The sequence below is a fragment of the Maribacter flavus genome (assembly GCF_008386635.1).
GTDB classification, from domain to species: domain Bacteria; phylum Bacteroidota; class Bacteroidia; order Flavobacteriales; family Flavobacteriaceae; genus Maribacter; species Maribacter flavus.
In genome coordinates this window covers 187239-210108 of the sequence record NZ_VUOE01000003.1, presented here as the reverse complement: position 1 = coordinate 210108, position 22870 = coordinate 187239, and the positions used below count along the sequence as shown (strand labels likewise).

The window sequence follows — 22870 nt, the reverse complement described above, 5'->3', positions numbered from 1 at the left end:
ATTTTCGTTTTCTTATTTATCCAAGCTTTGCAACAGTTCCTTAACTATTTTAAAATCATCGAAATCAATGCGTGTACCATTGGTTTCCTGATAGGTTTCATGCCCCTTTCCGGCAATCAAAATGATATCATTGGCATTTGCCAGTTGGCAGGCGGTCCTAATGGCCTGCTCCCGATTCTCAATAGATAAAATTTTTTTGGTGTTCTGCGGCTCAACCCCTGCTTCCATTTCGGCGATAATGGCGCTTGGCGATTCCGTCCTTGGATTGTCCGAAGTGAAAATTGCCGTGTTGCTCATTTCCGAAGCGATATTGCCCATTACCGGACGCTTTGATCTGTCTCTGTCGCCACCACACCCCACAACGGTGATGACGTTTTCATTTCCAGTCCTCAACGTGCCGATTGTCTCGAGCACATTTTTTAAAGCATCCGGCGTATGGGCATAATCAACTATAGCCGTTATTTTATCCTTTGATATATAATATTGAAATCTTCCATCCACATTTTCCAATTCGCTCAGCAAACGCAGGCATTCCAACTTTTCAAGTCCCAACAAATCAGCCGCGGCGTAAATGGCCAAGATGTTATAGGCGTTGAAATGACCTATTAGCTTTGTCCACAATTCGTTATCGTCTATTTTGAGCAATTGCCCGTCGAATTGGTTTTCCAAAATCTGCGCCCTGTAATCGGCATAATTTTTTAAGGCATAAGTAAACTTTCTTGCCTTTGTATTTTGGAGCATTACCAAGCCGTTCTTATCGTCAATATTCGTTAGTGCGAAAGCCTTTTTGGAAAGGTTGTCAAACAATTTCTTTTTGGTATCCCGATATTCCGCAAAGGTCTTGTGGTAATCCAGGTGATCATGGGATAGGTTCGTAAAAATGGCCCCTTCAAATACCAATCCCTCCGTTCTCTTCTGATGGATTCCATGGGAACTTACCTCCATAAAACAGTACTCTACGCCGGCATCGTTCATCAACTTAAGATGCTTATTGATGACCAGGGCATCTGGAGTGGTATGGTTAGTTGGGTATTCCGTGTCATCGATCATAATCTTAATAGTCGATAGCAAGCCCACTTTAAAGCCGGCCTTTTTGAACAGTTGGTACAAAAGGCTGGAAACGGTCGTTTTTCCATTGGTCCCCGTTACCCCTACCAGTTTTAAGTTTTTGGATGGCGTATCGTAATAATTGGAAGCCATAATGGCCAAGGCTTGTTGGCCGTTTTCGACGGCAACATAGGTAACGCCATCCACCATTTTCTTGGGAAGTTCCTCACAAATAATGGCCCTCGCCCCAAGCGCTACCGCCTTGTCCATGTATTTATGTCCATCTGTGACCGTACCCCTAGTGGCGACAAAGGCATCCCCGCTCTGTACCTTTCTGGAGTCAAAGCATACCGAGGCCACTTCACAGTTCGTGGTACCACTTACTGCGGAAATATGCACACCGTACAATATGTCCTTCAATACCTTCACGATAGTTCCAATACTATTTTTTTCACCTTCTTTAAATCGGTTCCTTTGGATATGGACTGATTTTTAACTTTTCCGTTCCCTTTCACCTCAACTTCCAATCCCAGATTTTCCAAAATGGAAATCGCATCCATTCCGCTCATGCCACGCACGTTGGGCACTTCCTTATATTCCTTTTGGATATTGGCATAATACCCCTGATAAGCATCCTCCAACCTCGTTTCCAACACCTCCTTAACATCAACTTCATCGATCAATGGGGAGGTGGCATATATTTTTTGAGCGATGGACTTAAAGACAGGACCGGATACATCGGCCCCATAATAGCCAACACTTTTATCTGGCTCATGTATAACCACGATACAAGAGTATTTTGGGTCATCCGCTGGAAAATAACCTGCAAACGAAGAGATGTATTTTAGCTTGTCCGGATCTTTGCTCACGTAATTTTTCTGGCAAGTGCCAGTTTTTCCCGCCATTGAGAAATTGGGAGAATACAGCCCATGACCGGTTCCATGCTTCTTCTCTACCACATCCTTTAATAGCTGTTGTACCTTTTTGGCAGTTTCCATGGAGCAGATGGACGGGTTCAACACTTCCTTATCAAATTTCTTGACAGTTTTGTTCCATTCTTTTACCTCCTTAATCAAGCGAGGCTTTATCAATTCCCCATCATTGGCGATGGCATTGTAGAAAGCCAAGGTTTGTAAAGGGGTCATGGCCACTTCATATCCGTAGGCCATTTGCGCCAAGGATAGTCCGGACCATCCTTTGTCCCCAGGATATCTCAATACAGGCTTGCCCTCACCTTTTACTGGGAGGCCCAACTCCTTATGGATATCCATGCTCATGAGTCGGTTTACATATTTCTCCGGGTCTTCCTTGTAATTGTTATGTATAATTTTGGCAAAGGCCGTGTTGGAAGAAACCTCAAAAGCTTCCGCTACGGAAATTTCACCATACCCGCCATTTTTTGAGTCTCTTACATAATGGTTATAAATTTTCCATCTTCCTTTTTCCGTATCTACCACGGTACTGGTATCGATAACCTTATCCTCCAAGGCTGCCACCAAATTCACCAACTTAAAAGTGGAGCCCGGTTCATGGGATTCGCCAATAGCATAGTTCAAACGCTCGTAATATTTACCTTCCGAGGTCCTGCCCAAATTGGAAATGGCCTTTACCTCACCCGTTTTTGTTTCCATGACGATAACGGTGCCATGGTCCGCCTTGTATTTTTCCAGTTGCTTCAAAAGCGCATGGTGCGCAATATCCTGGATATTGATATCAATGGTGGAATAGACATCGTAGCCATCCTTTGGTTCTACGATATTATCATAACCAATGGGTTTCCATTGGTTTTTCGCAATCTTTACTTTGGATCTTTTACCTTCAATACCACTTAAGTAATCGCTAAAGGCGCCTTCCATTCCCACCCGGGTTCTGTAACCGTTTTCGTCCACGCGTTCATAGCCTACGCTTCTCTCTGCTATTTTCCCAAGTGGATGTTCCCGTTTTGTGTTTTGGTCGATAACGATACCACCTTTAAAGGGGCCTTTGTTGAAGAGCGGAAAACTTTTCACCGCCATGTATTCGGAATAATCCAAATTTCTGGCGATCAAGGCGTACCTATTTTGATTCTGCCTGGCCTTTCTTAGAATTTGTTGGTAATAGGAAGACTCTTTGTTAAATAGTTTTGCCAATGCATCCGACAAGGGCTTAACATTTTCCTGAAAATCCTTTTCACTTACGGTAACCGCATCGAAATGTATGTTGTACTTTGATACGGAGGTAGCCAGTAGACTGCCATCATCGGAATAAAGATTGCCCCTATTGGGAGCTATGGTGAACATTTTGGTGGTTCTGGTTTCGGCCAAGGCCATATACTTCTCACCATCAATCACTTGTATGGAAACCAATTTGAACAATACCGCACCTGCAAAAACCACAAGGCATGCCGCAACGATATACAATCTGGACAATATGGATTTTTCAGTTACCGGCATTGGTTAATTAGAAGCTTTTAATGATTTTACCTTTATTTTTTTTGGAGGTGTTTCCGATGGATACAAACCCTTTTCTTCCACCGTACTTGTTATGGTGGATTCCAACTTTAACTTTTGCAGGTCTGACCGAGCGTCCACAAACTCATTTTTCAATTCTTTGACACTTTCGTTCAGAGCGGCGATTTTATGCACTTTCTTGTCCGCACTATGCGAACTGCTTATCATGATTGCCGCTAAAAAGGAGGTGAAAATGATGAACCTCCAGTTCTTAAGCGAATCCCCATCCACTAAAAACTTTCCCTTCAAAATGTCCAGTATGCCTTTTTTTACTTTCATCAATCCGTAATTATATACGTTCAGCGATTCTAAGCTTTGCGCTTCTTGCCCTATTATTATTCGCTATTTCCTCCTTTTTTGGGACGATAAGCGATCCTACTTTTTTCAAAGGCACATTGGTGTTGCCGTAAAAATCCTTTTCGGGCTCTCCCTCAAACTGCCCGGCCCTTATGAACCTCTTCACCAAACGGTCTTCCAGTGAATGGTAGCTGATCACACTCAACCTACCCCCTATATTCAAAAGATCCGGCACTTGCTCCAAAAACTCTTTGATGACCGCCACCTCTTGGTTCACCTCAATACGAATCGCCTGGTAGACCTGTGCCAAAATTTTGTGCCTTTTGTGCTCCGGCAAAAACTTCTTTAACACCTCCTTCAATTGTTCCGTAGTACTTATAGGTTCACGCTCCCTTTCTAACAGTATGGTGTTCGCCATGGCATTTGCATTTCTCAAATCCCCGTACTCAAAAAGCACGCGCCTCAACTCATCATAGGAATAACCGTTAACCACTTCTTTAGCGGATAGGGCGTTGCGCTTGCTCATCCTCATATCCAAGGCCGCGTCAAACCTGGTGGAAAAACCTCTTTCCGCTTCATCGAACTGGTGTGAGGATACCCCGAAATCCGCCAGGATCCCATCCACTTTCCGTATGCCATAGAACTTTAAAAACTGGGTCAGATACCTGAAATTTTCACTGATCAACACGAATCTACCGTCATCCAACCGATTCAATTGCGCATCCTCATCTTGATCAAAAGCAAACAACTTTCCTGTTTCGCCCAATCTTTTCAATATTTCACTTGAATGCCCACCACCGCCAAAAGTCACATCCACATACACGCCACCTTCCTTGATTGCCAGCCCATCCACGGATTCTTTTAGCAAAACTGGATTATGATACATCCCCTTCCGGCTTTTCTGCATATTTCACCTGGTAGGCCAACTGCTCCCTTTCCTCTGGGGAAGATTCCACATCCCCGTCATAAGTGGCCTTGTCCCAAATCTCCAAGTGCCGGTCCATTGGGGACAACACCACGTCCTTTTTTATATCCACAAGACCTATTACATCCTTGGGAATCAACAATCTACCCGCCGAATCTATTTCCACCTGCCTTAATCCCGAAGTAAATTTTCGCTTAAACTCACGGTCCTTCCTGCTGTCCCCTAGCTTTTCATTGAGCTTTTTGACCTCAGATTCCCACTCGTGCTTTGGATACAGTTCCAAACACTCATCGTAATAGGACTTTTTAATAAAAAAGCCATTTCCCAACATTGGAGCCATTTGATTCCTAAGGGATATAGGTAGCATTACCCTTCCCTTGGCATCCGCCTTGCAGTTGTAAACACCTGAAAAATAGATTTCCAAAATTGTTGGCCTTTCTTATATAACTCAAATATATAAATATTATTACCACATTTTACCACAAAAAACCACTTTGTTAATAAAATAGCTAATTTTTGCGGCATTTTTGACACAAGTTGATTCCAAATCACCACTAATGACATTTTCCAACAAAACTTTAATCGCATGAACTGGCCGTGACCCTGCATTTTTGGATGGTATATTAATACCACGCTATTCTATCTAAATACCTATATTTGCCCAAATGTCAGAACCCTAGTAGATGGATGACGAAATAATCAAAGACGGGAAGTTCAGGTATATTGAAAAAGGGGAAGGAACTCCCATCATTATCCTGCACGGTCTCATGGGCGGCCTGAGCAATTTTCACGGTGTTACGGATCATTTCCCTAAAAAAGGGTATAAAGTTCTGGTTCCAGAACTTCCAATATATGATATGCCCATGCTCAAGACCAATGTAAAGAACTTTGCCAAATACTTGGAAAAGTTCATTGAATTCAAAGGCCTTAAAGACGTTATTTTATTAGGAAATTCCTTGGGGGGCCATATTGGTCTGCTACATACCAAATTATATCCGGAAATGGTAAAGGCCTTGGTCATTACCGGTAGTTCTGGGCTCTATGAAAGTGCCATGGGCGACGGATATCCCAAAAGGGGCGATTATGAATTCATCAAAAAAAAGGCGCAGGATGTTTTCTACGACCCGGAAGTAGCTACCAAGGAAATCGTGGACGAGGTCTATGCAACGGTTAACGACCGCATGAAATTGGTCAAAACACTTGCCATCGCCAAGAGTGCCATTAGGCACAACATGAGTACTGATTTACCCACAATGCATACTCCCACGTGTATTATATGGGGCGAAAACGATACGGTAACCCCACCCGATGTTGCTGAACTCTTCCACGAGCTGCTACCGGATTCCAATTTGTTTTGGATCAAGGAATGTGGCCATGCACCTATGATGGAACATCCGGAGGAGTTCAATTCCATATTGGAAAAGTGGTTACAGGAGCGTAATTTTTAGACCAAACCAAATGAAAATTTCATCGGCGGAATTTGTGATGAGCAATTCAGAGGTTGCCAAATGCCCCAATGAACCCCTGCCCGAATACGCCTTTATTGGAAGGTCCAACGTTGGAAAATCGTCCTTGATCAACATGTTGACGGACCGAAAAAACCTGGCCAAGACATCCGGCAGGCCTGGAAAGACCCAATTGATAAACCATTTTAAGATCAACAATAATTGGTTTTTGGTGGATCTTCCCGGTTACGGTTATGCCCAGGTTTCCAAAAAGGACAAAAAGACCTTTCAAAAATATATCACCAACTATTTTCTAGAGCGCCAACAACTGGTATGCTCCTTTGTCTTGATCGATATCAGGCATAAACCACAGACCATTGATTTGGAATTTATGCAGTGGATGGGCGAAAACGGAATTCCCTTTTCAATCATTTTTACAAAAGCCGACAAGTTAAGGCCGATGGCCATTCAAAGACAGGTCGCGGACTACATAAACTACTTGTTAAACGATATGTGGGAGGAGGCCCCTCACTATTTCATTACATCCTCGAGCAAGAAAGTAGGAAGGGATGAGGTTCTGGCGTATATCGACGCCATAAACCTGGAATATATTGAGGCGCAGAAAAACAGGCCGATTTAGTAAATCCTAATAACAACTATTTTTTGAGTTCCAATTTTTCCGCAAAATAATCGCAGAAATCCTTCATGGTGGCCGTCATTTTCTCATCCTGGGTGGCCCTCATAAATGTATCCGATAATGAAACCAAGGTCTGATGAAAAAATACTTTCATTTCATCTACAGGCATGTCCTTGGTCCAAAGGTCAATTTTAAGGGATTCCTGGTTTTTACTGTCCCAAACGGAAAGTAACATGGCTTTGGCTTCCTCATTATCTATGCCTCCGTCCTGGGCGGACCATGAAAGTGTTTCTGGTACTCGGTTTTCGTCAAGCCCCACTTTCAGGGTAATTTCCGACTCATGTAAATCTGCCATCTAACTTCTTGGTTTATAATTCGATTTCTTGAAAATTTCCTCTGCCGGCATGGTCAGCAATTGTTTCAAATTGACCTCGTTGTTTTCCATGAAAGCCCGCACGATCTGCCAACCTATATATCTACCTAAGCGTCCAGGGGACTCATTGTCCAGTTCCAGACCAAATTTTGAAAAAGGAGCCGGATCCAAAAATCGTTGGTTCAATCGGGTTTCCGTACTATATAGGTATTCGTTCTCAATAAAATTTCTCCAGATGGGTTCTTCATTGGCCACGGCCCAATCCATTTCATCCGCTGTATATCCGATTTTGAGCTCGTCCTTGGCATAAGGCATCAATTTGTCCTTTAAATAAAGTTCCTTCCCAAAATAAATCATTCGGGCCAAATAAGTCCGTTCCCTAGGTCTGGGAACCACTTTTTTGGCAAAGGCACTTGCTACATCGCTCACCATAAACTTTCGGTCCAAAATTTTTGCAACATACCGTTGAAAACCGCCGTAATATTTATGTTGGGAACCTAGATAGTTGTCCAAGCCAATGAACAATAAGGTATCTGCCAAGATGATCCGGTTATCGTAATCCACGTCATTGGTAACGGTGATGATTTTAGGGGTTTGCTGTTCGGGAAAATAATACTTGATATGTCTGAAAAGATCCACCAGCCCTTCTTCCTCGTCCTCAAAACTATTGAAGGTATTACCTACCTGTTGAAACAGCTCAATTTGTAGTGAATCCTTCATCTTGGCCACCCAAACACTGTCAGGGGCAGGGAAAAGGTAAGGATACATTTTGCGCAATTTAGGGAGGCCTTCTTCCCCGGCATCGGCAAACAACCGATCAAACCTTTCTATTTTAAGGTCCATAGGAACTTTTGAAATCTCCTCTTCGACCTTATCGCTGTCATTACATCCAATAAAAATCAGTAAAATTGATAAAACGATAAAAATGGGTTTTCTCATACCAAGTATTTCCGAATACATTTTATTTTTAAATAAGGACAACTTATTTTAGGCAAAGTTAATCGATCCAAACAAATTTAATACGGGTATGCAAACGGAAAAAGTTATCGATCACATAGTAGGTTGGCTGAAGGATTACGCAACGAATGCAAACCAAAAAGGGTTTGTAATAGGTGTTTCCGGGGGGATAGATTCTGCAGTCACTTCGACCTTGTGCGCCAAAACGGGTCTGGACCTTCTTTGCCTTGAGATGCCCATACACCAAGCGGCCAATCAAGTGGACAGGGCTTCCAACCACATCGATTGGTTGCAAAGGAATTTCCCCAACGTGAGCAGGCAACCCGTGAACCTCACCCCTGTTTTTGATAGCCTCGTAGCGGCATTTCCCAAAGTGGAGAACGAGGAGGAGCGCTTTATGTCCTTGGCAAATACCCGGGCCAGGCTGCGTATGACCAGTCTTTATTATTTCGCCGCATTGCATAAGTATCTGGTGGCCGGAACGGGCAACAAGGTGGAAGACTTTGGTGTTGGATTCTACACAAAATACGGGGATGGCGGTGTCGATTTAAGTCCGATTGCCGACTTGTTAAAGACCGAAGTCTATGAGATTGCAAAAAAAATGGGCGTTAACGAAGAAATTATCAAGGCGGCTCCCACCGATGGCCTTTGGGGCGATGACAGAACGGACGAAGACCAGATTGGGGCGTCCTACCCAGAACTGGAATGGGCCATGCGGATGAAGAACGAAGGCAAAACCCTGGACGATTTCACGGGAAGGGACAAAGAAGTTTTTGCTATCTTCACAAGATTCAATACCATGAACCGTCATAAAATGGAACCCATCCCAGTTTGTATAATTCCAGAATCCATTAAATAACCACTCACCTATTAATCAGGTTAATAAATCGAATAATAATTCGATTTTGATCGCGTTTTAGAAAAATAGTACATCTTTGCTTTCTAAATTTGATATTTTAGTCCTACATTGCATGTACTCTTTTTCCTTAAAAAGCTAAACCGACTAAACTATCTTGAAAAAACAACATAATGATAAAAGTTTTAATTGCGGACAACCATCCTATCATCCGAATGGGAGTAAGGGCGGTTCTGGATTCCGCTAATGGTTTTGAAATGGTGGACGATGTTTCCACCACTGAAGAGCTTTTCCAAAAACTACAGATTGTAACCCCCGATGTTGTAATGCTTGAAATGGACATTCCGGAGATGAACGGAATTGCCGCTTTAAGAAAAATTAAAAAAGATTATCCCAACGTAAAAGTACTTATGTACAGTGGACAATCTGAGGATGTCTACGCACTTAGTGCCATTAGGGCAGGAGCTTTTGGATATCTATCCAAGGCCTCTGATGTGGATTATATCATCTCGGCGGTGAAAAAAGTTAGTGAAGGTAGTATGTTCATAACCAATGAGTTGGCCCAAAGATTGGCCTTTGATGAAGGAACCAAAAAACCTAGAAGGTTCTTCCGTAAACTATCCACAAGGGAAATTGAGGTGCTTAAATTGTTGGCCAGTGGAAAAAGAAACAAAGAGGTTGCCCAAGGTTTAAATCTAAACGAAAAAACCGTAAGTACCTACAAAGCTCGTTTAATGAAAAAATTGAACGTAGACAATATGGTAGATTTGCTTCAGCAAGCCAAAGCCTTGGAACTCTATTAAAAAATAGTTTGACATTATAAAGAAGACCCGCCATTAATGTGGGTCTTTTTCGTTGAGTACCTTACGATAGTACCCTATTGAGCTTTTGGTTCAACAGCTTATTTAACTGTAGGTAGTTCATTATTTCCTCCAAAATTTCCTTATTGTCCTGCTCCGGGGTTTCGGTTTCATTTTGCAGGGCCTGCATCCTTTTTTTTATCAAGAAACAACGTAGGGTAAGGATGGTCTCACTGACCAATTGGGCGATACCACTCCCCTTTTCCTTTGGGTAGATATCCTTACGTTCCCAATTATGTAGGGCATATTTTTCCTCTTCCATGAGAATGGACGATACTTCATTGGCCATTTCCTGTTCCAAGGCGGCGATAAAATCACTGACCTTAAAATCCTCATTTTCATTCAGTGCGGCAATCAACTTGTAATATACGTCCCTAAATGTTGGGTTTGCCAACTCTATCTCATCTTCCTGTAAATCCAAGTACACTTTTTCGTAGACTTTGATCTCAAGCGATTCCGGTTCCAAAACCAAGTCTCCGCTTTCGTTTTCCTTTAAAACCAGGTCTTCAAACTCCTCTTTCCTATTCCCATATAACAAAAGGCTTTCAATAATCTTGCGTTCCAGTTCATATTGCACATCCAATTTTTCACCAACCGGCTCACTCCGCACCACATCAAAGGCCTTCTGCTTCTGTTTTTCCTGCTTTAGGGCATCGGCTTGGTCCTTTTTTCCAATTTGCGCCAAGGTACTGAAGAGCACACTTTCTGAAATGTTCATGATCTGTGCACATTCCTGCACATAGATTTCCTTTTTGATCCGGTCCGGAATCTTGGAGATACTGTTTACGATATCGCGTACCGTATCCGCTCTTTTTATGGGGTCATCCGATGCTTCCTTCACAAGCAATGAGGCCTTGAACCTTATAAAATCCTTGGAATTGTCCTTTAAAAACTGTTCTACCTCGTCCAATTCATTGTTCTTGGCAAAACTGTCTGGATCCTCACCTTCTGGAAACGTACAGATACGCACGTTCATTCCCTGTTCCAAGATCAAATCCACACCCCTCAACGAAGCCCGTAAACCGGCGGCATCCCCATCAAAAAGTACGGTAACGTTTTTCGTCAACCGGTTTATCAATCGGATTTGCTCCGGGGTCAAAGCCGTACCACTGGACGAAACCACGTTGTGGATTCCACGTTGATAAAACTGGATAACATCGGTATAACCCTCCACCAAAAAACAATTGTCCTCCTTGGCAATGGCCTGTTTGGCATGGTAAATACCATAGAGCACCTTGCTTTTGTGATAGATATCGCTCTCCGGCGAATTCAGATATTTCGCCGCTTTTTTGTCATTGGTCAGGATACGTCCGCCAAAACCCAAGACCCGGCCACTAAGGGAATGAATGGGAAACATGACCCTTCCTTTGAACCGATCGAACTTTTTTGGGTTGTTCGGGTTATTGGTATCCTCTTTGACTATTGTAAGTCCTGTTTTTTCCAGGTATTCCAATTTATAGCCTTGGTCGAGTGCCGCTGTGGTAAAACCGTCCCATTGGTCCAGACAGTATCCCAGACCGAATATTTTAATGGTCTCCTCCGTAAAGCCACGCTCCTTGAAATAGCTAAGTCCTATGGCTTTTCCAAATTCCGACTCCCAAAGTATGTTCTGGAAGTAGGTACTTGCATATTCTGAAACCAAATACATACTCTCACGTTCATTGGCCTGCTCCTTCTCCTCGTTGGACTGTTCTGTCTCCTCAACCTCTATATTGTATTTTTTTGCCAGATATTTTATAGCTTCCGGATAGGTAAAATGTTCGTGTTCCATTAAAAAGGCCACCACGTTACCTCCCTTTCCGCTACTGAAATCCTTCCATATCTGTTTGACCGGGGAAACCATGAAACTCGGGGTACGTTCATCGGTAAATGGGCTGAGTCCCTTAAAATTGGAACCGGATTTTTTCAATTGCACAAAATCTCCGATCACTTCCTCCAAACGGGCCGTCTCATAAACTTGATCAATCGTGGTTTTGGAAATCATCTAGAATCAGTGTTTTTGCTCCTTGAGTTTAAAAGGGAATATCAAATGTATCAAAATGAAGTGAATATTCTTTCCTTCGAGGGTAATGGGAACCACTACAATTTTAAAAATTACGCCTATTCCAAAAAATGGAAACTAGTAGTACCTTAGTACTATCTCTGAAAACAGAAAAACATGAAAAAATCATTTTTGCTTCTTATGTCCTTTTGCTTTATTAATTCAATTCTAGCACAGGAAACCCCAAACTCCATTAACGTCAATGGAGCCTACGAATACGAAATTGAACCTACCTATACCAGTAGCATGATCGTAAGCCTCAATAACGTCTACTACGACACACAAACGGTTAGCCTTGAAGAGTTAATAAAAACTTATAAGGACAAACTGGGGCAGGCAGGTTTGGACGTGTCAAAACTGAAAAATGACCCTTTGTCCTACGCATTGATGGGATATGAAAAAGATGGAGTAATCTTGACCTTCACTACGGATTCTTTGGAAGAGATGCAGAATTTTCTTCTAGTTAGGGCCTTGGGCGTATCCCGTTCCGAAACGTCCATGAAAGCGACTTTGACCGATAGCCAAATGGCCGACTATGCACAGAGAGCCTATGAGAACGCAAAACAGAAAGCAGAGGCCATCGCCAAAAAGATAGGACGATCCATAGGAAAGGCTGTCTATATAAGCGACGGAAACAATCAGGAAATAAACGAATCGCTTTATTACGGCAACACGCTGAAGAAACGCACGTACTTTCTTGATGCCTCTTTTGAACTGCTTTAGATACCTTTGACATGATTCTTTTCTTTGGTACACGGCCCGGAAAAACAGAAATCAAAAACCTGGATAACCTAGCCTGCCCTTATTGCAATCAAATAGGTACCTTAACATCTTATATTTCAGGAAATTACTTTCATGTTTTTTGGATAAAACTTTTCAAGATTTCGGCATCGAAAATGGTGGAATGTAGCCATTGCAAACGAGTGTACTACCCAGATGAATTTTCAGAGGAAATGAAAAGGCTCACAAATTAAAAAAGGGCATACCGTACAGGTATGCCCTCACCAATTCAAATAATCATATAATTTAGAGATCGAAACGAAGACCCAAGGACACATTTCGTTGTTCAATGGCCGCATCCTTGAAAATTGGATTTAGGTCATATTTGAGATACAACAGCACGCCGTCAAATCCCGCATAAGCACTTAGACCATAGATAAGGTTGTTGGTATTGTAATCCCTTTTCAATTTATCTTTCACACTGCTGCCATCTTGGTCGTATTTCAGTTTTTGCCTTGTACCGATGTTAAAACCTCCATAACCCCCTATTCCCAAACGAAACTGATTGCGAAGGGAATATCTTATGGTTTTCTCCGTTTGTTTTAATTTTGAGGGACCGAATTCAAAATGAACGGGAAATACAAGGTTGTCCATCCTAAATTTGGATTTGTCAAGATCAAACTGAAACGGTTGAAGCTCGGCAACACCTTGGTCGTTTAGAACAAGATACTGATTGTCCTTCATCTTAAGACCGTTGAACTGGAATGAAAACCCATAGTTCAACCTTAGAAAATTGGTATTTTCAAACACCCTGGTCCGCCACTGCCAACCCATTTCAAAAAACCGACTCCCTCCTAACTGATATGGAGAATCGTTCAGGGATTGACCGTCGATAATGGCATTGTTAAAGCCTGTTGCAAGAACAAAATCAGAATACGTACGTCTATCATATCTCAAATCCCGTTTCCAATAATTGGTGTTAAAAACGTAGCTTTCCGCGGGCTTTCCCCCAATATCGATACCTATTCGTATTTGACCCTCGGGTACGGAATCTACTTGGATATCGTTGAACAAAATCCCTTCATTACGTTGCAGTAAGGAAATCTGATTATCGATAATCGCGAGCCTGTTTTCTATATTCAAAGCACGCTTTTCTGCAGCTTCCTCTTTTAGTTTTTGGGCATCCTCCTCAGAAATTATTCCATCCTCAAGTCGCTTGTTTATTTCCGAAACCTCTACTTTCAAGGCCTCCTTTTCCTGTTTTGTTACTTTTTCTTTTTGACTCTTCAGGGCTTTGACCTTTTTTTCATAATCTTCCTGTGCGGAGATTGATTGAACCACAAACAAGGTGATACATAGCAAGACAAATGTTGTAATTGTTCTCATTTCTTTTTTCGATTTTGATTTTGATTGACCCATTGCTTCGACTTCGCTCAGGGCAAGTGAATAAACTCCAGTCCCTGTAGTAAAATACAGAGCTCAATAAATAATAAATGATTAAATGATTTAGTCGTTCCTGTCGGCCACGGCCGTTCTAACCTTCAGAAAACCGGCCTTTAAGGTTTCAAATAGTTGATCTCGGAAGGATTGATCAAGTTCTTCCTCCACCTCGGTCAACAAGGCTATTGCATTGACCGTAGTATTGTTTTCAACTAATTTTTGTCTCAGGATTTCCTTTTGTGCGTTCATTAAAAGAGAATCTACTTCCGCATCCGTTATATTTCCATGAAGTTCCATGACATTTACCTGGGCGATGACCTCAGCGATTTTTGCATCTAGAATTTCCACGGGGACCGTAGGAATAATTTCATCCTCCAAAGGTGCCTTGGGCTTATTGGAAACTAGCATGTCCATTTCTTGAGCCGACCCCTGTTGGCCCTGTGACGTTGGCCCTAGGTCTCCATCCTGATTCCCTTTTGTTTCCTCATTTTTAGTTACTACAAAGGCTTCGGGCCGTGTAATTTCAAAAACAGTGGAGTCATTGAAATCCTTGTTTTGTTCAATGATTTTGGGCTGTTCTACATCGACCACTATATTCGGGGATATCCCTTCAATTTCTTCAGATCGGGTAAAGAAAAAAAGCGAGGCTCCCAAAAGTAGGATAAAACTTGCCGCTATTCCCATCCAGAAATAACCGTTTTTTCGTTGCTCCGTTGAGGTTTCCAATTGACCTGAAATCCTTTCCCAAGCCCCATCCGAAGGAGCGATTCTCCTTTCTTCCAACTTGCTTTTAATATACTTTTCAAACTTATCTGGTTCCATACCCAATAATATTTTGTTCCTGTAATTGCTCTTGGAGCATTTTCCGGGCCTTAAAAAGTTGGGATTTGGAGGTGCTTTCCGCAATATCCAACATTTTGGCAATCTCTTGATGTTTGTATCCTTCTATGGTATACATTAAAAAGACCATTTTATAGCCTTGTGGCAAGGCATCAATAAGTCTTTGGATGTGTTCCGTATCCAAATCGGAAACGAGTTCAGACGAATTGGATTGATTATCCTCATATACTTCATCGTCATACACTACAAATTGCTGTTTTCTAAGGAAGGAAATACTCTCCCGAATCATGATCCTCCGCACCCAACCTTCAAAGCTTCCCTCAAATTTAAAGGTGTCCAAATGTTTGAACATCTTCACAAAACCTTGGATCATTACATCCTCTGCAAAATGTATATCCTTTATATATTGTCTACAGACACTAAGCATCTTTGGGGCATGTTGGGTATACAAAACCTTTTGGGCTTCCCTATTCCCATTAATGGCCTTTTGTATCAGTTGCCGTTCGTTTCTATAAAAGGGTATAATTTTCAAATCCTTTATGGTCTTCTATTTACTTAGACGCTTACCAAGTCTATTTGGTTGCCCAGAAATCAAAATAATTTTAAATTAATTGGTTACTATCATTTAAAGTACACCTTGATAGGCTATCACACCTTTGTTTTCAAGACCTGACAGGTTTTCATTCTCAATGGAGCATGCCAACCATTATAATTCTTATTAAGTAGTACTAAAATTAAAATAGGGTCTCAACTACCTGTCCAAAAGAAAATTTGATTCATGTAGAGGTACGGTACTTTAATGGTTCATTAATTTGTACGGGAGTCCTTTTGTTAATGGATATCCAGATTACAAAGTAGCCAAAATAGAAATTACTTTTTACGCTCTACCACATAATTTACCATGAGTTCCAAGGAATCCCGGTAATCTGATTTTGGATATTGATGCAGCAAGGAAAGGGCTTCGTCTTTAAATTGGAGCATTTTGGCAACCGCATATTCCAAGCCGCCCACTTGTTTGACAAAGGCGATGACCTCCTTTACCCGCTTTTTGTTTTTATTGTGGTTCTTGACCGAATTTATCAACCAGCCCTTTTCCTTTTTAGAACAGTTGTTCAAGGCATAGATCAACGGAAGGGTCATTTTTTGCTCCTTGATATCGATTCCGGTCGGTTTCCCTATTTTCTCCTCCCCGTAGTCAAAAAGGTCATCTTTTATCTGAAAAGCCATACCACATAATTCTCCAAATTTCCTGAAAGTTTCCACATCGGGACTATCGGGTTTTACGGAACAAGCGCCAAGGCTGCAACAGGCTGCGATCAAAGTTGCGGTTTTTTGCCGTATGATATCGTAATATACATCTTCGGTAATATCCAATCTTCTGGCCTTTTCTATTTGTAGCAGTTCTCCTTCGCTCATTTCCCTTACGGCAACGGAAATAATTCTGAGTAGATCAAAATCACCGTTATCAATGGAAAGCAACAGTCCTTTAGACAAGAGGTAATCTCCCACCAAAACGGCAATTTTGTTTTTCCAAAGGGCATTGATAGAGAAAAAACCGCGACGCTTGTCGCTTTCGTCCACCACGTCATCGTGGACCAAAGTAGCCGTGTGTATCAATTCGATAACGGAAGCCCCTCTATACGTCCGCTCGTTTACCTCCCCTTGGTTCAATAATTTGGCCGTGAGAAAAACGAACATGGGTCGCATCTGTTTGCCTTTCCTGTTGACGATGTAATACGTAATTCTATTGAGGAGGGCAACCTTAGAGGTCATGGAATCCCGGAATTTGGTTTCAAAGAGATCCATTTCCCGGGTGATCGGTTCCTTTATTTGAGATACGATTTTCAAGCAGTCTGGCTTAGAATGTCAAAATTAGGGAAAAGAGGGGATTAAGCAGTAATTAGGGAATAGGAATTAGGGGTTAGCTGTTTGCAAAAAGACTTTTCATTTCTCACTTTTAACTTTTAACTTCCCGACTTATTGGCCAACTGTCCGCAGGCCGCATCAATATCCTTACCCCGGGACCTTCTAACCGTCACCGTGATTCCGTTTTTCTCCAAAGTTTCTACGTACATCTCAATGGCTTTATTGGAGGCCTGTTGAAAATCACCGTCATCAATGGGGTTATACTCGATCAGGTTGACTTTGGACGGGGCAAATCGGCAAAATTCGACCAGGGCATCCACATCCTTTCGCTGGTCGTTAATACCTTCCCAGACCACATATTCATAAGTAATCCTGCTTTTGGTCTTTTGGTACCAATATACCAGTGCCTCCCTTAGGTCGGCCAATGTAAACGTCGCATTAAAGGGCATTATGGACGTTCTGGTTTCGTCAATGGCGGAATGCAGAGAAACAGCCAATTTAAACTTCACGGCTTCATCGGCCATTTTTTTGATGAGCTTTGGAACGCCTGAAGTAGAAACGGTAATCCGCTTTGGGGACATGCCCAATCCTTCTGGAGACGTTATTTTTTCAATGGCCTTCAATACATTGTTGTAGTTCATCAACGGCTCTCCCATTCCCATGAATACGATGTTGCTCAAGGGCCTGTCAAAATACAATCGGCTTTCATTATCTATGGCCACTACCTGATCGTAGATTTCATCTGGATTCAGGTTTCGCATCCGTTTTAAACGGGCCGTAGCGCAAAATTTGCAGTCCAGACTGCAACCTACCTGACTTGATACACAGGCCGTAGTCCGTGTTTTGGTAGGAATCAAAACCGACTCCACCACCAAATCGTCATGCAACCGAACCGCGTTTTTTATAGTTCCGTCGGAACTGCGTTGCATTTGATCTACCTGAATATGGTTGATTACAAAATTCTCCTCCAACATATCCCTGGTCGCCTTGGACAAGTTGGTCATTACATCAAAAGAATGCGCGGATTTTTGCCATAGCCATTCATACACTTGATTGCCCCGGAACGCTTTGTCTCCTTGGGATACAAAAAAATCCCGAAGCTGTTCCCTGGTCAATGCCCTAATGTCCCTTTTCTTGCTTTCCATATGAAAGTTGTAATGCATATCGACAAAAATCCCGCTTTTCAACGGACTGATAAAGCGGGATTTACATCGTCGGTCTAAACTATTTAAGGCTAATTACCGTAAAATGAGCATGGCATCGCCATAGGAATAAAACCTATAGCTTTCCATAATCGCCTCCTTATAAGCCTTTTTCATTAAATCATGGCCCATAAAAGCCGATATCATCATCAGCAACGTAGATTTTGGCAAATGAAAATTGGTGATCATCGAATTGGCAATGCTGAACTCATACGGAGGAAAAATGAATTTATTGGTCCACCCTTCAAACGTATTCAAGGTGCGATTGGAAGAAACTGCACTTTCCAATCCTCGCATGGCAGTGGTTCCCACGGCACAGATTCGTTTTTTCTTGGCAATGGCATTATTGACTACTTCAGTGGCCTTTTCATCAATGATCAACTCCTCGCTATCCATTTTATGTTTGGATAGATCTTCTACCTCAACCGGGTTAAATGTTCCAAGTCCAACATGTAAGGTTAGTTCGGCAAAATTTATGCCCTTGATTTCCAACCTTTTCAACAAGTGTTTTGAAAAATGAAGTCCCGCCGTTGGGGCAGCTACCGCACCTTCATGCTTGGCATAAATGGTCTGGTACCTTTCCTCGTCCTCAGGCTCCACGTTCCTTTTTATGTATTTGGGTAACGGGGTTTCGCCCAGTTCCCTAAGTTTTCTTCTAAAATCCAAATAAGCACCATCGTAAAGGAACCTCAACGTCCTACCACGGGATGTAGTGTTGTCGATAACCTCGGCGACCAAGGTTTCATCATCTCCAAAATACAGTTTGTTTCCAATTCTGATCTTTCTGGCAGGATCTACCAAAACGTCCCAAAGGCGCTGCTCCTCGTTGAGCTCGCGCAAAAGAAATACCTCGATACGGGCCCCTGTTTTTTCTTTGTTACCGTACAATCTAGCCGGAAAAACTTTCGTGTTGTTGAGTACCATCACATCGCCCTCATCAAAATAATCGATCATATCCTTGAACATTTTATGCTCAATTTTACCAGTTTTGGTATCTATGACCATTAATTTGGATTCATCCCTATTCTCGGACGGATGTTCTGCCAATAGCTCCTTGGGAAGCTCAAAATTAAAATTGGATAGTTTCATTCGTTTAATATTAGGTCAATAGCTTGATATTTAAACATTTCCTTTTGTAGAGGTATTTAACGTATCATAACAAATCCCTGGATGAGGGTTTCATTTAGCTATTTATTGTATTGCATTTTGCGGCTGCAAATATACGACCCATAACAGGGGGTTGTCAAGTAAAAGATAAATTATAATTCCCGCACCTTAAAATGCAGTTTTTGAAGATCGTACCAAAAATCGGGATAGGACTTTGTAACCACCATGGCATCGTTGATGACCAATGAAGTTCTCAAGGCCAAGGGAGCAAAGGCCATGGCCATTCTATGGTCATTGTAGGTATCTATAGCAACGTCGCTGTTCATTAGGGTTGAAGTCCCTAGGGTAAGCGTTTTGTCCGTTACGGAAATATCCGCTCCCAGTTTTGTAAGCTCGGTGTTTAGGGCTTCCAATCTATCGGTTTCCTTGATTTTTAGGGTATGAAGTCCCGTCAGGTGGCAACCGATTCCCATTCCAAAACACGTAACCGCGATGGTCTGGGCGATATCCGGGGCATTTGCCAAATCAAATTCAATAAAGGAGGTAGGATTATTGGAAACTTTTTTTAATGTAATCCTGTTTTCTCCGAAGGAGGTCTCCACACCAAAATCGGTATAAATCTCCTGAAGCACGCTATCGCCTTGGAGACTATTTTTTTTGTAGGCCGATAATGTAATTTCCGTCCCCACCTCCGATAATGCCACGATGCCGTAAAAATATGACGCTGAACTCCAGTCAGATTCCACTACCAAGGTAACAGGGTTGACCGATGCTTTGGGTTTAACCGAAATCGTATTCCCTTGAAAACTAGTTTCTATTTCAATTTCATTCAGTAAACCCAAGGTCATATTTATATAGGGTACAGAGGTTATTTTCCCAACAAGTTCCAGCTCAAGACCATTTTCCAAACTGGGTGCTATCAACAATAGTGAAGAAATATATTGGCTACTAATATTGGCCGGCAGACTTACCCGGTTTTTGGATAGCTTTTTCCCTTTGATGCGAAGAGGCGGATACCCTACTTCCTTCTCATACGAAATGTTGGCCCCGAGTTCGTTCAAGGCATCGACCAAAATTTTAATAGGTCGTTCCGTCATTCTTTTAGAGCCGGTCAGCACAACATCGCTCCCTTCAAGTGCCGCAAAATAACCTGTCAGAAAACGCATAGCGGTACCCGCATGGTGAATGTCCACAGTACCTTCCCGCTTAGTTAGCCCTGCTTCCATGACTTGGGCATCATCTGAATTTGAAAGGTTCTCTATTTTGATACCGGGATATAGTGCCGATAGTAAAAGTGAACGGTTGGATTCACTCTTTGAACCCGTTATTTTAATCGTATCCTTAAGTAAATTATTCTCAGGACCGGAAAGGTGAAGTTTCAAGATAAATGAAATTAAAAACGAAGGCCAAAGATACTATTATTTCAGCTTTTTGTTGTTGTGATGACGATCATGATCACGCCTAGTTTTCAAATCTAACTTTTTATCAAAAGCAAGTTGCAAATCTACACCGGTCTGGTTGGCCAAACATAGTACTACAAAGAGGACATCCGCCAGTTCCTCACCCAAATCCTTGGATTTATCGGACTCCTTTTCGCTTTGCTCACCGTACCTACGGGCAATAATACGGGCTACTTCACCCACCTCTTCGGTCAATTGCGCCATATTGGTGAGTTCATTGAAGTAACGGACACCATGTTGCCGTATCCATTCGTCGACCGCCTTCTGTGCATTTTCTATGTTCATTATTCCTTGTTTTTTGTATCGATGATTATTGTCACGGGGCCATCATTTAGAAGATCTACCTTCATATCCGCACCAAAAATGCCCGTTCCTACTTTTTTACCAATTTCCAACTCCAATTTGTGAACGAATTTTTCATAAAGTGGGATGGCGGTTTCTGGTTTTGCAGCCTTAATGTAAGAAGGTCGATTGCCTTTTTTGGTCGAGGCGTGCAAGGTAAACTGACTTACCACAATAATTTCGCCACCAATATCCAATATGGATTTGTTCATCACTCCAGCCTCATCATTGAATATTCGAAGATTTAGAACCTTTTTAACTAGCCAATCGATATCCTCCTCGCTATCCTCGGCAACAATACCTAGTAATAAAAGAACGCCTTGTCCAATTGAAGAAATGACTTTTCCCTCAACGGTTACACGTGCCTTGGCTACTCTCTGTATGACCGTTCTCATTTTCTTTCTCCGTACATATCCATCCTATAAGTATCGTCCTCGCCATTGATCATTTGTAAATAGCTTTTATAGCGGCTCCAGGAAACCTTACCCGCTTCCAATGCCCTTTTTACCGCACAATGGGGCTCATCCACATGAATACAATTGTTGAACTTGCAGTCCTGCTTCAACTCAAATAGTTCCGGAAAGTAGTCCCCTATTTCTTCCTTTTCCATATCCACGATACCAAATCCTTTGATACCGGGGGTATCTATTATTTGTGCCCCAAAACTTAAATCGAACATTTCGGCAAAAGTGGTTGTATGCTGTCCCTGTAAATGTTGTTGGGAAATCTCCGCGGTTTTTATTTCCAAATTGGGTTCTATGGCATTGATCAAGGTAGATTTTCCAACACCGGAATGTCCGGAAAACATGGAGGTTTTTCCTTTCATCATTTCCTTGATTTTGTCCACATTCTTTCCAGTCTTCGCCGATATTCCTATACAGGTGTACCCAATTTCCCGATATAGGGACGCCAAAAACTTTATCTCATCGGTTTCTTCTTGGGAATAGGTATCGATCTTGTTAAAGACCAATACAACTGGAACATCATACGCTTCAGCGGTTACCAAAAACCGGTCAATGAATATCGTGTAGGTAATCGGGTTGTTCAATGTAATCAACAAAAAGACCTGGTCAAGGTTGGCGGCGATGATATGGGTCTGTTTGGAGAGATTTACGGATTTACGGATGATATAGTTTTTTCGGTCTTCAATACTATGGATGACACCTACCTTTTCATCACCCTTGTCATCCAATTCAAAATGGACATGGTCACCAACTGCTATGGGATTGGTACTTTTTATACCTTTAATCCTGAATTTGCCCTTTATTCGGCATTCATAGAAAGAACCGTCCGCACCTTTTACGGTATACCAACTTCCTGTTGATTTATAGACTTTTCCTTCCATTTTGTTCATGTTTCCAGCTACAAAGAAACGACAATACTTTTAGAATCCATTCGCTTACATCTTTTAACCCATACTTGTAATTTATTGTGCCGCCTAATAGTAGTTTACAGTAAATTTGACGTATAAGAAAACTAATTATTCATCCATTTAAAAACCAAAATCATGAGAAAATTACTATTTATCCCTTTTGTTACTTTTTTAGTGGCAAACGCCGCACAATCCCAGGAATATAAAATAATTACCACCGTAGAATCCATAGTACCCAGTGGATTGGGAAGATCTAGGATTATTGATGGAAATGCAGATAGGGATTACAAAGAATTTTCATCCATACAAACAGAAGACGACAATTCTAGGAATAAAGCGGACCGCTCCGATATACGGGTAAAGGATTTTGAGGAAACCAAACTGCTTAATTTCTATAATATTGCTGGTATCCGGTTTCAAAATATTGCTGCCAACGATGCCCTGATATCTTCTAAACTTACGGCCATGGCCGCCGAGGGATGGGAGCTTGTTTTTGTGACCAGTGGGGTTGAAGCGGACGCTGGAGAAAAGGACGGGCAGGGAATTTTTGTAACTCGCTTCGTATTCAAGAAATAAAAAAATCCCGGTCAATGA

General features: G+C 42.0%; 25 protein-coding genes. 7 read left to right on the top strand and 18 right to left on the bottom strand.

The window, feature by feature from the left end; translation table 11 throughout:
• Nucleotides 1-12: 12 nt before the first annotated feature.
• From F0361_RS17055 to F0361_RS17035, 5 genes are read right to left on the bottom strand one after another with little or no spacing between them, the layout of a single operon-like run.
• Nucleotides 13-1476, bottom strand: a complete 1464-nt coding sequence (locus tag F0361_RS17055; RefSeq protein ID WP_154920623.1) for a UDP-N-acetylmuramoyl-L-alanyl-D-glutamate--2,6-diaminopimelate ligase — start codon at nucleotides 1474-1476, stop codon at nucleotides 13-15.
• The gene (locus F0361_RS17050; RefSeq protein WP_154920621.1) at nucleotides 1473-3479 is read right to left on the bottom strand and encodes a penicillin-binding protein; all 2007 of its coding nucleotides are present in this window, start codon (nucleotides 3477-3479) and stop codon (nucleotides 1473-1475) included. The genes F0361_RS17055 and F0361_RS17050 overlap by 4 nt, the downstream gene beginning before the upstream one ends.
• 3 nt (nucleotides 3480-3482) lie before the next feature.
• Nucleotides 3483-3815: an FtsL-like putative cell division protein gene (locus F0361_RS17045; protein WP_138259336.1), complete on the bottom strand. Its 333-nt coding sequence runs from the start codon at nucleotides 3813-3815 to the stop codon at nucleotides 3483-3485.
• Between the two features lie 10 nt (nucleotides 3816-3825).
• Complete coding sequence (gene rsmH, locus F0361_RS17040; protein WP_246160923.1) at nucleotides 3826-4740, bottom strand: 16S rRNA (cytosine(1402)-N(4))-methyltransferase RsmH; 915 nt, start codon at nucleotides 4738-4740, stop codon at nucleotides 3826-3828.
• Entirely contained in the window at nucleotides 4709-5182 is a 474-nt protein-coding gene (locus F0361_RS17035) for a division/cell wall cluster transcriptional repressor MraZ (protein ID WP_138259335.1), read from the bottom strand. The genes rsmH and F0361_RS17035 overlap by 32 nt, the downstream gene beginning before the upstream one ends.
• Before the next feature lie 259 nt (nucleotides 5183-5441).
• Here F0361_RS17035 and F0361_RS17030 point away from each other — a divergent pair, with 259 nt between their 5' ends.
• Together F0361_RS17030 and yihA are read left to right on the top strand one after the other, a co-directional pair.
• Entirely contained in the window at nucleotides 5442-6206 is a 765-nt protein-coding gene (locus tag F0361_RS17030; protein ID WP_138259334.1) for an alpha/beta fold hydrolase, read from the top strand.
• 10 nt (nucleotides 6207-6216) lie between these two features.
• The gene (gene yihA / locus F0361_RS17025) at nucleotides 6217-6843 is read left to right on the top strand and encodes a ribosome biogenesis GTP-binding protein YihA/YsxC (RefSeq protein WP_154920619.1); all 627 of its coding nucleotides are present in this window, start codon (nucleotides 6217-6219) and stop codon (nucleotides 6841-6843) included.
• Nucleotides 6844-6859: 16 nt separating this feature from the next.
• Here the strand turns inward: yihA and gldC are convergent, their stop codons facing one another.
• Both gldC and gldB read right to left on the bottom strand, forming a co-directional pair.
• Complete coding sequence (gldC, locus tag F0361_RS17020) at nucleotides 6860-7195, bottom strand: gliding motility protein GldC (RefSeq protein WP_138259332.1); 336 nt, start codon at nucleotides 7193-7195, stop codon at nucleotides 6860-6862.
• Nucleotides 7196-8152, bottom strand: a complete 957-nt coding sequence (gene gldB, locus F0361_RS17015; protein WP_154920617.1) for a gliding motility lipoprotein GldB — start codon at nucleotides 8150-8152, stop codon at nucleotides 7196-7198.
• A gap of 88 nt (nucleotides 8153-8240) precedes the next feature.
• Between gldB and nadE the strand changes: the two genes are divergently transcribed.
• Both nadE and F0361_RS17005 read left to right on the top strand, forming a co-directional pair.
• Entirely contained in the window at nucleotides 8241-9029 is a 789-nt protein-coding gene (gene nadE / locus F0361_RS17010; RefSeq protein WP_138259330.1) for an NAD(+) synthase, read from the top strand.
• Between the two features lie 170 nt (nucleotides 9030-9199).
• Complete coding sequence (locus F0361_RS17005) at nucleotides 9200-9829, top strand: response regulator (protein WP_138259329.1); 630 nt, start codon at nucleotides 9200-9202, stop codon at nucleotides 9827-9829.
• A gap of 61 nt (nucleotides 9830-9890) precedes the next feature.
• Here F0361_RS17005 and dnaG read toward each other — a convergent pair whose 3' ends face one another.
• On the bottom strand, nucleotides 9891-11870 hold the full coding sequence (gene dnaG / locus F0361_RS17000; protein WP_154920615.1) for a DNA primase: 1980 nt from the start codon (nucleotides 11868-11870) through the stop codon (nucleotides 9891-9893).
• Between the two features lie 174 nt (nucleotides 11871-12044).
• Between dnaG and F0361_RS16995 the strand changes: the two genes are divergently transcribed.
• Together F0361_RS16995 and F0361_RS16990 are read left to right on the top strand one after the other, a co-directional pair.
• Nucleotides 12045-12650 carry an SIMPL domain-containing protein gene (locus F0361_RS16995; RefSeq protein WP_154920613.1) on the top strand — a complete coding sequence of 202 codons (606 nt, stop codon included), beginning with the start codon at nucleotides 12045-12047 and terminating at the stop codon, nucleotides 12648-12650.
• Between the two features lie 11 nt (nucleotides 12651-12661).
• Nucleotides 12662-12901 (top strand): zinc-ribbon domain-containing protein, encoded by a 240-nt coding sequence (locus tag F0361_RS16990; protein ID WP_154920611.1) that lies wholly within the window; start codon nucleotides 12662-12664, stop codon nucleotides 12899-12901.
• A 52-nt stretch (nucleotides 12902-12953) separates the two neighbouring features.
• On the opposite strand, the gene F0361_RS16985 is transcribed toward F0361_RS16990, so the two are convergent.
• The 10 genes from F0361_RS16985 to rsgA all read right to left on the bottom strand — a co-directional run bounded on the left by F0361_RS16985 (nucleotide 12954) and on the right by rsgA (nucleotide 22249).
• Nucleotides 12954-14033 (bottom strand): coiled-coil domain-containing protein, encoded by a 1080-nt coding sequence (locus tag F0361_RS16985; protein ID WP_154920609.1) that lies wholly within the window; start codon nucleotides 14031-14033, stop codon nucleotides 12954-12956.
• Nucleotides 14034-14153: 120 nt separating this feature from the next.
• Nucleotides 14154-14909: a hypothetical protein gene (locus F0361_RS16980; RefSeq protein WP_154920607.1), complete on the bottom strand. Its 756-nt coding sequence runs from the start codon at nucleotides 14907-14909 to the stop codon at nucleotides 14154-14156.
• The gene (locus tag F0361_RS16975; RefSeq protein ID WP_154920605.1) at nucleotides 14896-15459 is read right to left on the bottom strand and encodes an RNA polymerase sigma factor; all 564 of its coding nucleotides are present in this window, start codon (nucleotides 15457-15459) and stop codon (nucleotides 14896-14898) included. Before F0361_RS16975 ends, F0361_RS16980 begins: the two co-directional genes overlap by 14 nt.
• A 338-nt stretch (nucleotides 15460-15797) precedes the next feature.
• Nucleotides 15798-16775 carry a polyprenyl synthetase family protein gene (locus F0361_RS16970; protein ID WP_154920603.1) on the bottom strand — a complete coding sequence of 326 codons (978 nt, stop codon included), beginning with the start codon at nucleotides 16773-16775 and terminating at the stop codon, nucleotides 15798-15800.
• A 116-nt stretch (nucleotides 16776-16891) separates the two neighbouring features.
• A complete protein-coding gene (gene rlmN / locus F0361_RS16965; protein ID WP_154920601.1) occupies nucleotides 16892-17938 on the bottom strand; it encodes a 23S rRNA (adenine(2503)-C(2))-methyltransferase RlmN in 1047 nt (348 codons plus the stop codon).
• A gap of 93 nt (nucleotides 17939-18031) precedes the next feature.
• Entirely contained in the window at nucleotides 18032-19084 is a 1053-nt protein-coding gene (gene queA, locus F0361_RS16960; protein ID WP_138259320.1) for a tRNA preQ1(34) S-adenosylmethionine ribosyltransferase-isomerase QueA, read from the bottom strand.
• A gap of 170 nt (nucleotides 19085-19254) precedes the next feature.
• Nucleotides 19255-20484: a 3-phosphoshikimate 1-carboxyvinyltransferase gene (locus F0361_RS16955; protein ID WP_154920598.1), complete on the bottom strand. Its 1230-nt coding sequence runs from the start codon at nucleotides 20482-20484 to the stop codon at nucleotides 19255-19257.
• A gap of 36 nt (nucleotides 20485-20520) precedes the next feature.
• The gene (locus F0361_RS16950; protein WP_154920596.1) at nucleotides 20521-20847 is read right to left on the bottom strand and encodes a nucleotide pyrophosphohydrolase; all 327 of its coding nucleotides are present in this window, start codon (nucleotides 20845-20847) and stop codon (nucleotides 20521-20523) included.
• Entirely contained in the window at nucleotides 20847-21299 is a 453-nt protein-coding gene (gene dtd / locus F0361_RS16945; protein ID WP_154920594.1) for a D-aminoacyl-tRNA deacylase, read from the bottom strand. The genes F0361_RS16950 and dtd overlap by 1 nt, the downstream gene beginning before the upstream one ends.
• A complete protein-coding gene (gene rsgA, locus F0361_RS16940) occupies nucleotides 21296-22249 on the bottom strand; it encodes a ribosome small subunit-dependent GTPase A (protein ID WP_154920591.1) in 954 nt (317 codons plus the stop codon). The genes dtd and rsgA overlap by 4 nt, the downstream gene beginning before the upstream one ends.
• A 162-nt stretch (nucleotides 22250-22411) precedes the next feature.
• Between rsgA and F0361_RS16935 the strand changes: the two genes are divergently transcribed.
• Nucleotides 22412-22852 carry a hypothetical protein gene (locus tag F0361_RS16935; RefSeq protein WP_154920589.1) on the top strand — a complete coding sequence of 147 codons (441 nt, stop codon included), beginning with the start codon at nucleotides 22412-22414 and terminating at the stop codon, nucleotides 22850-22852.
• The last annotated feature ends 18 nt before the right edge of the window (nucleotides 22853-22870 follow it).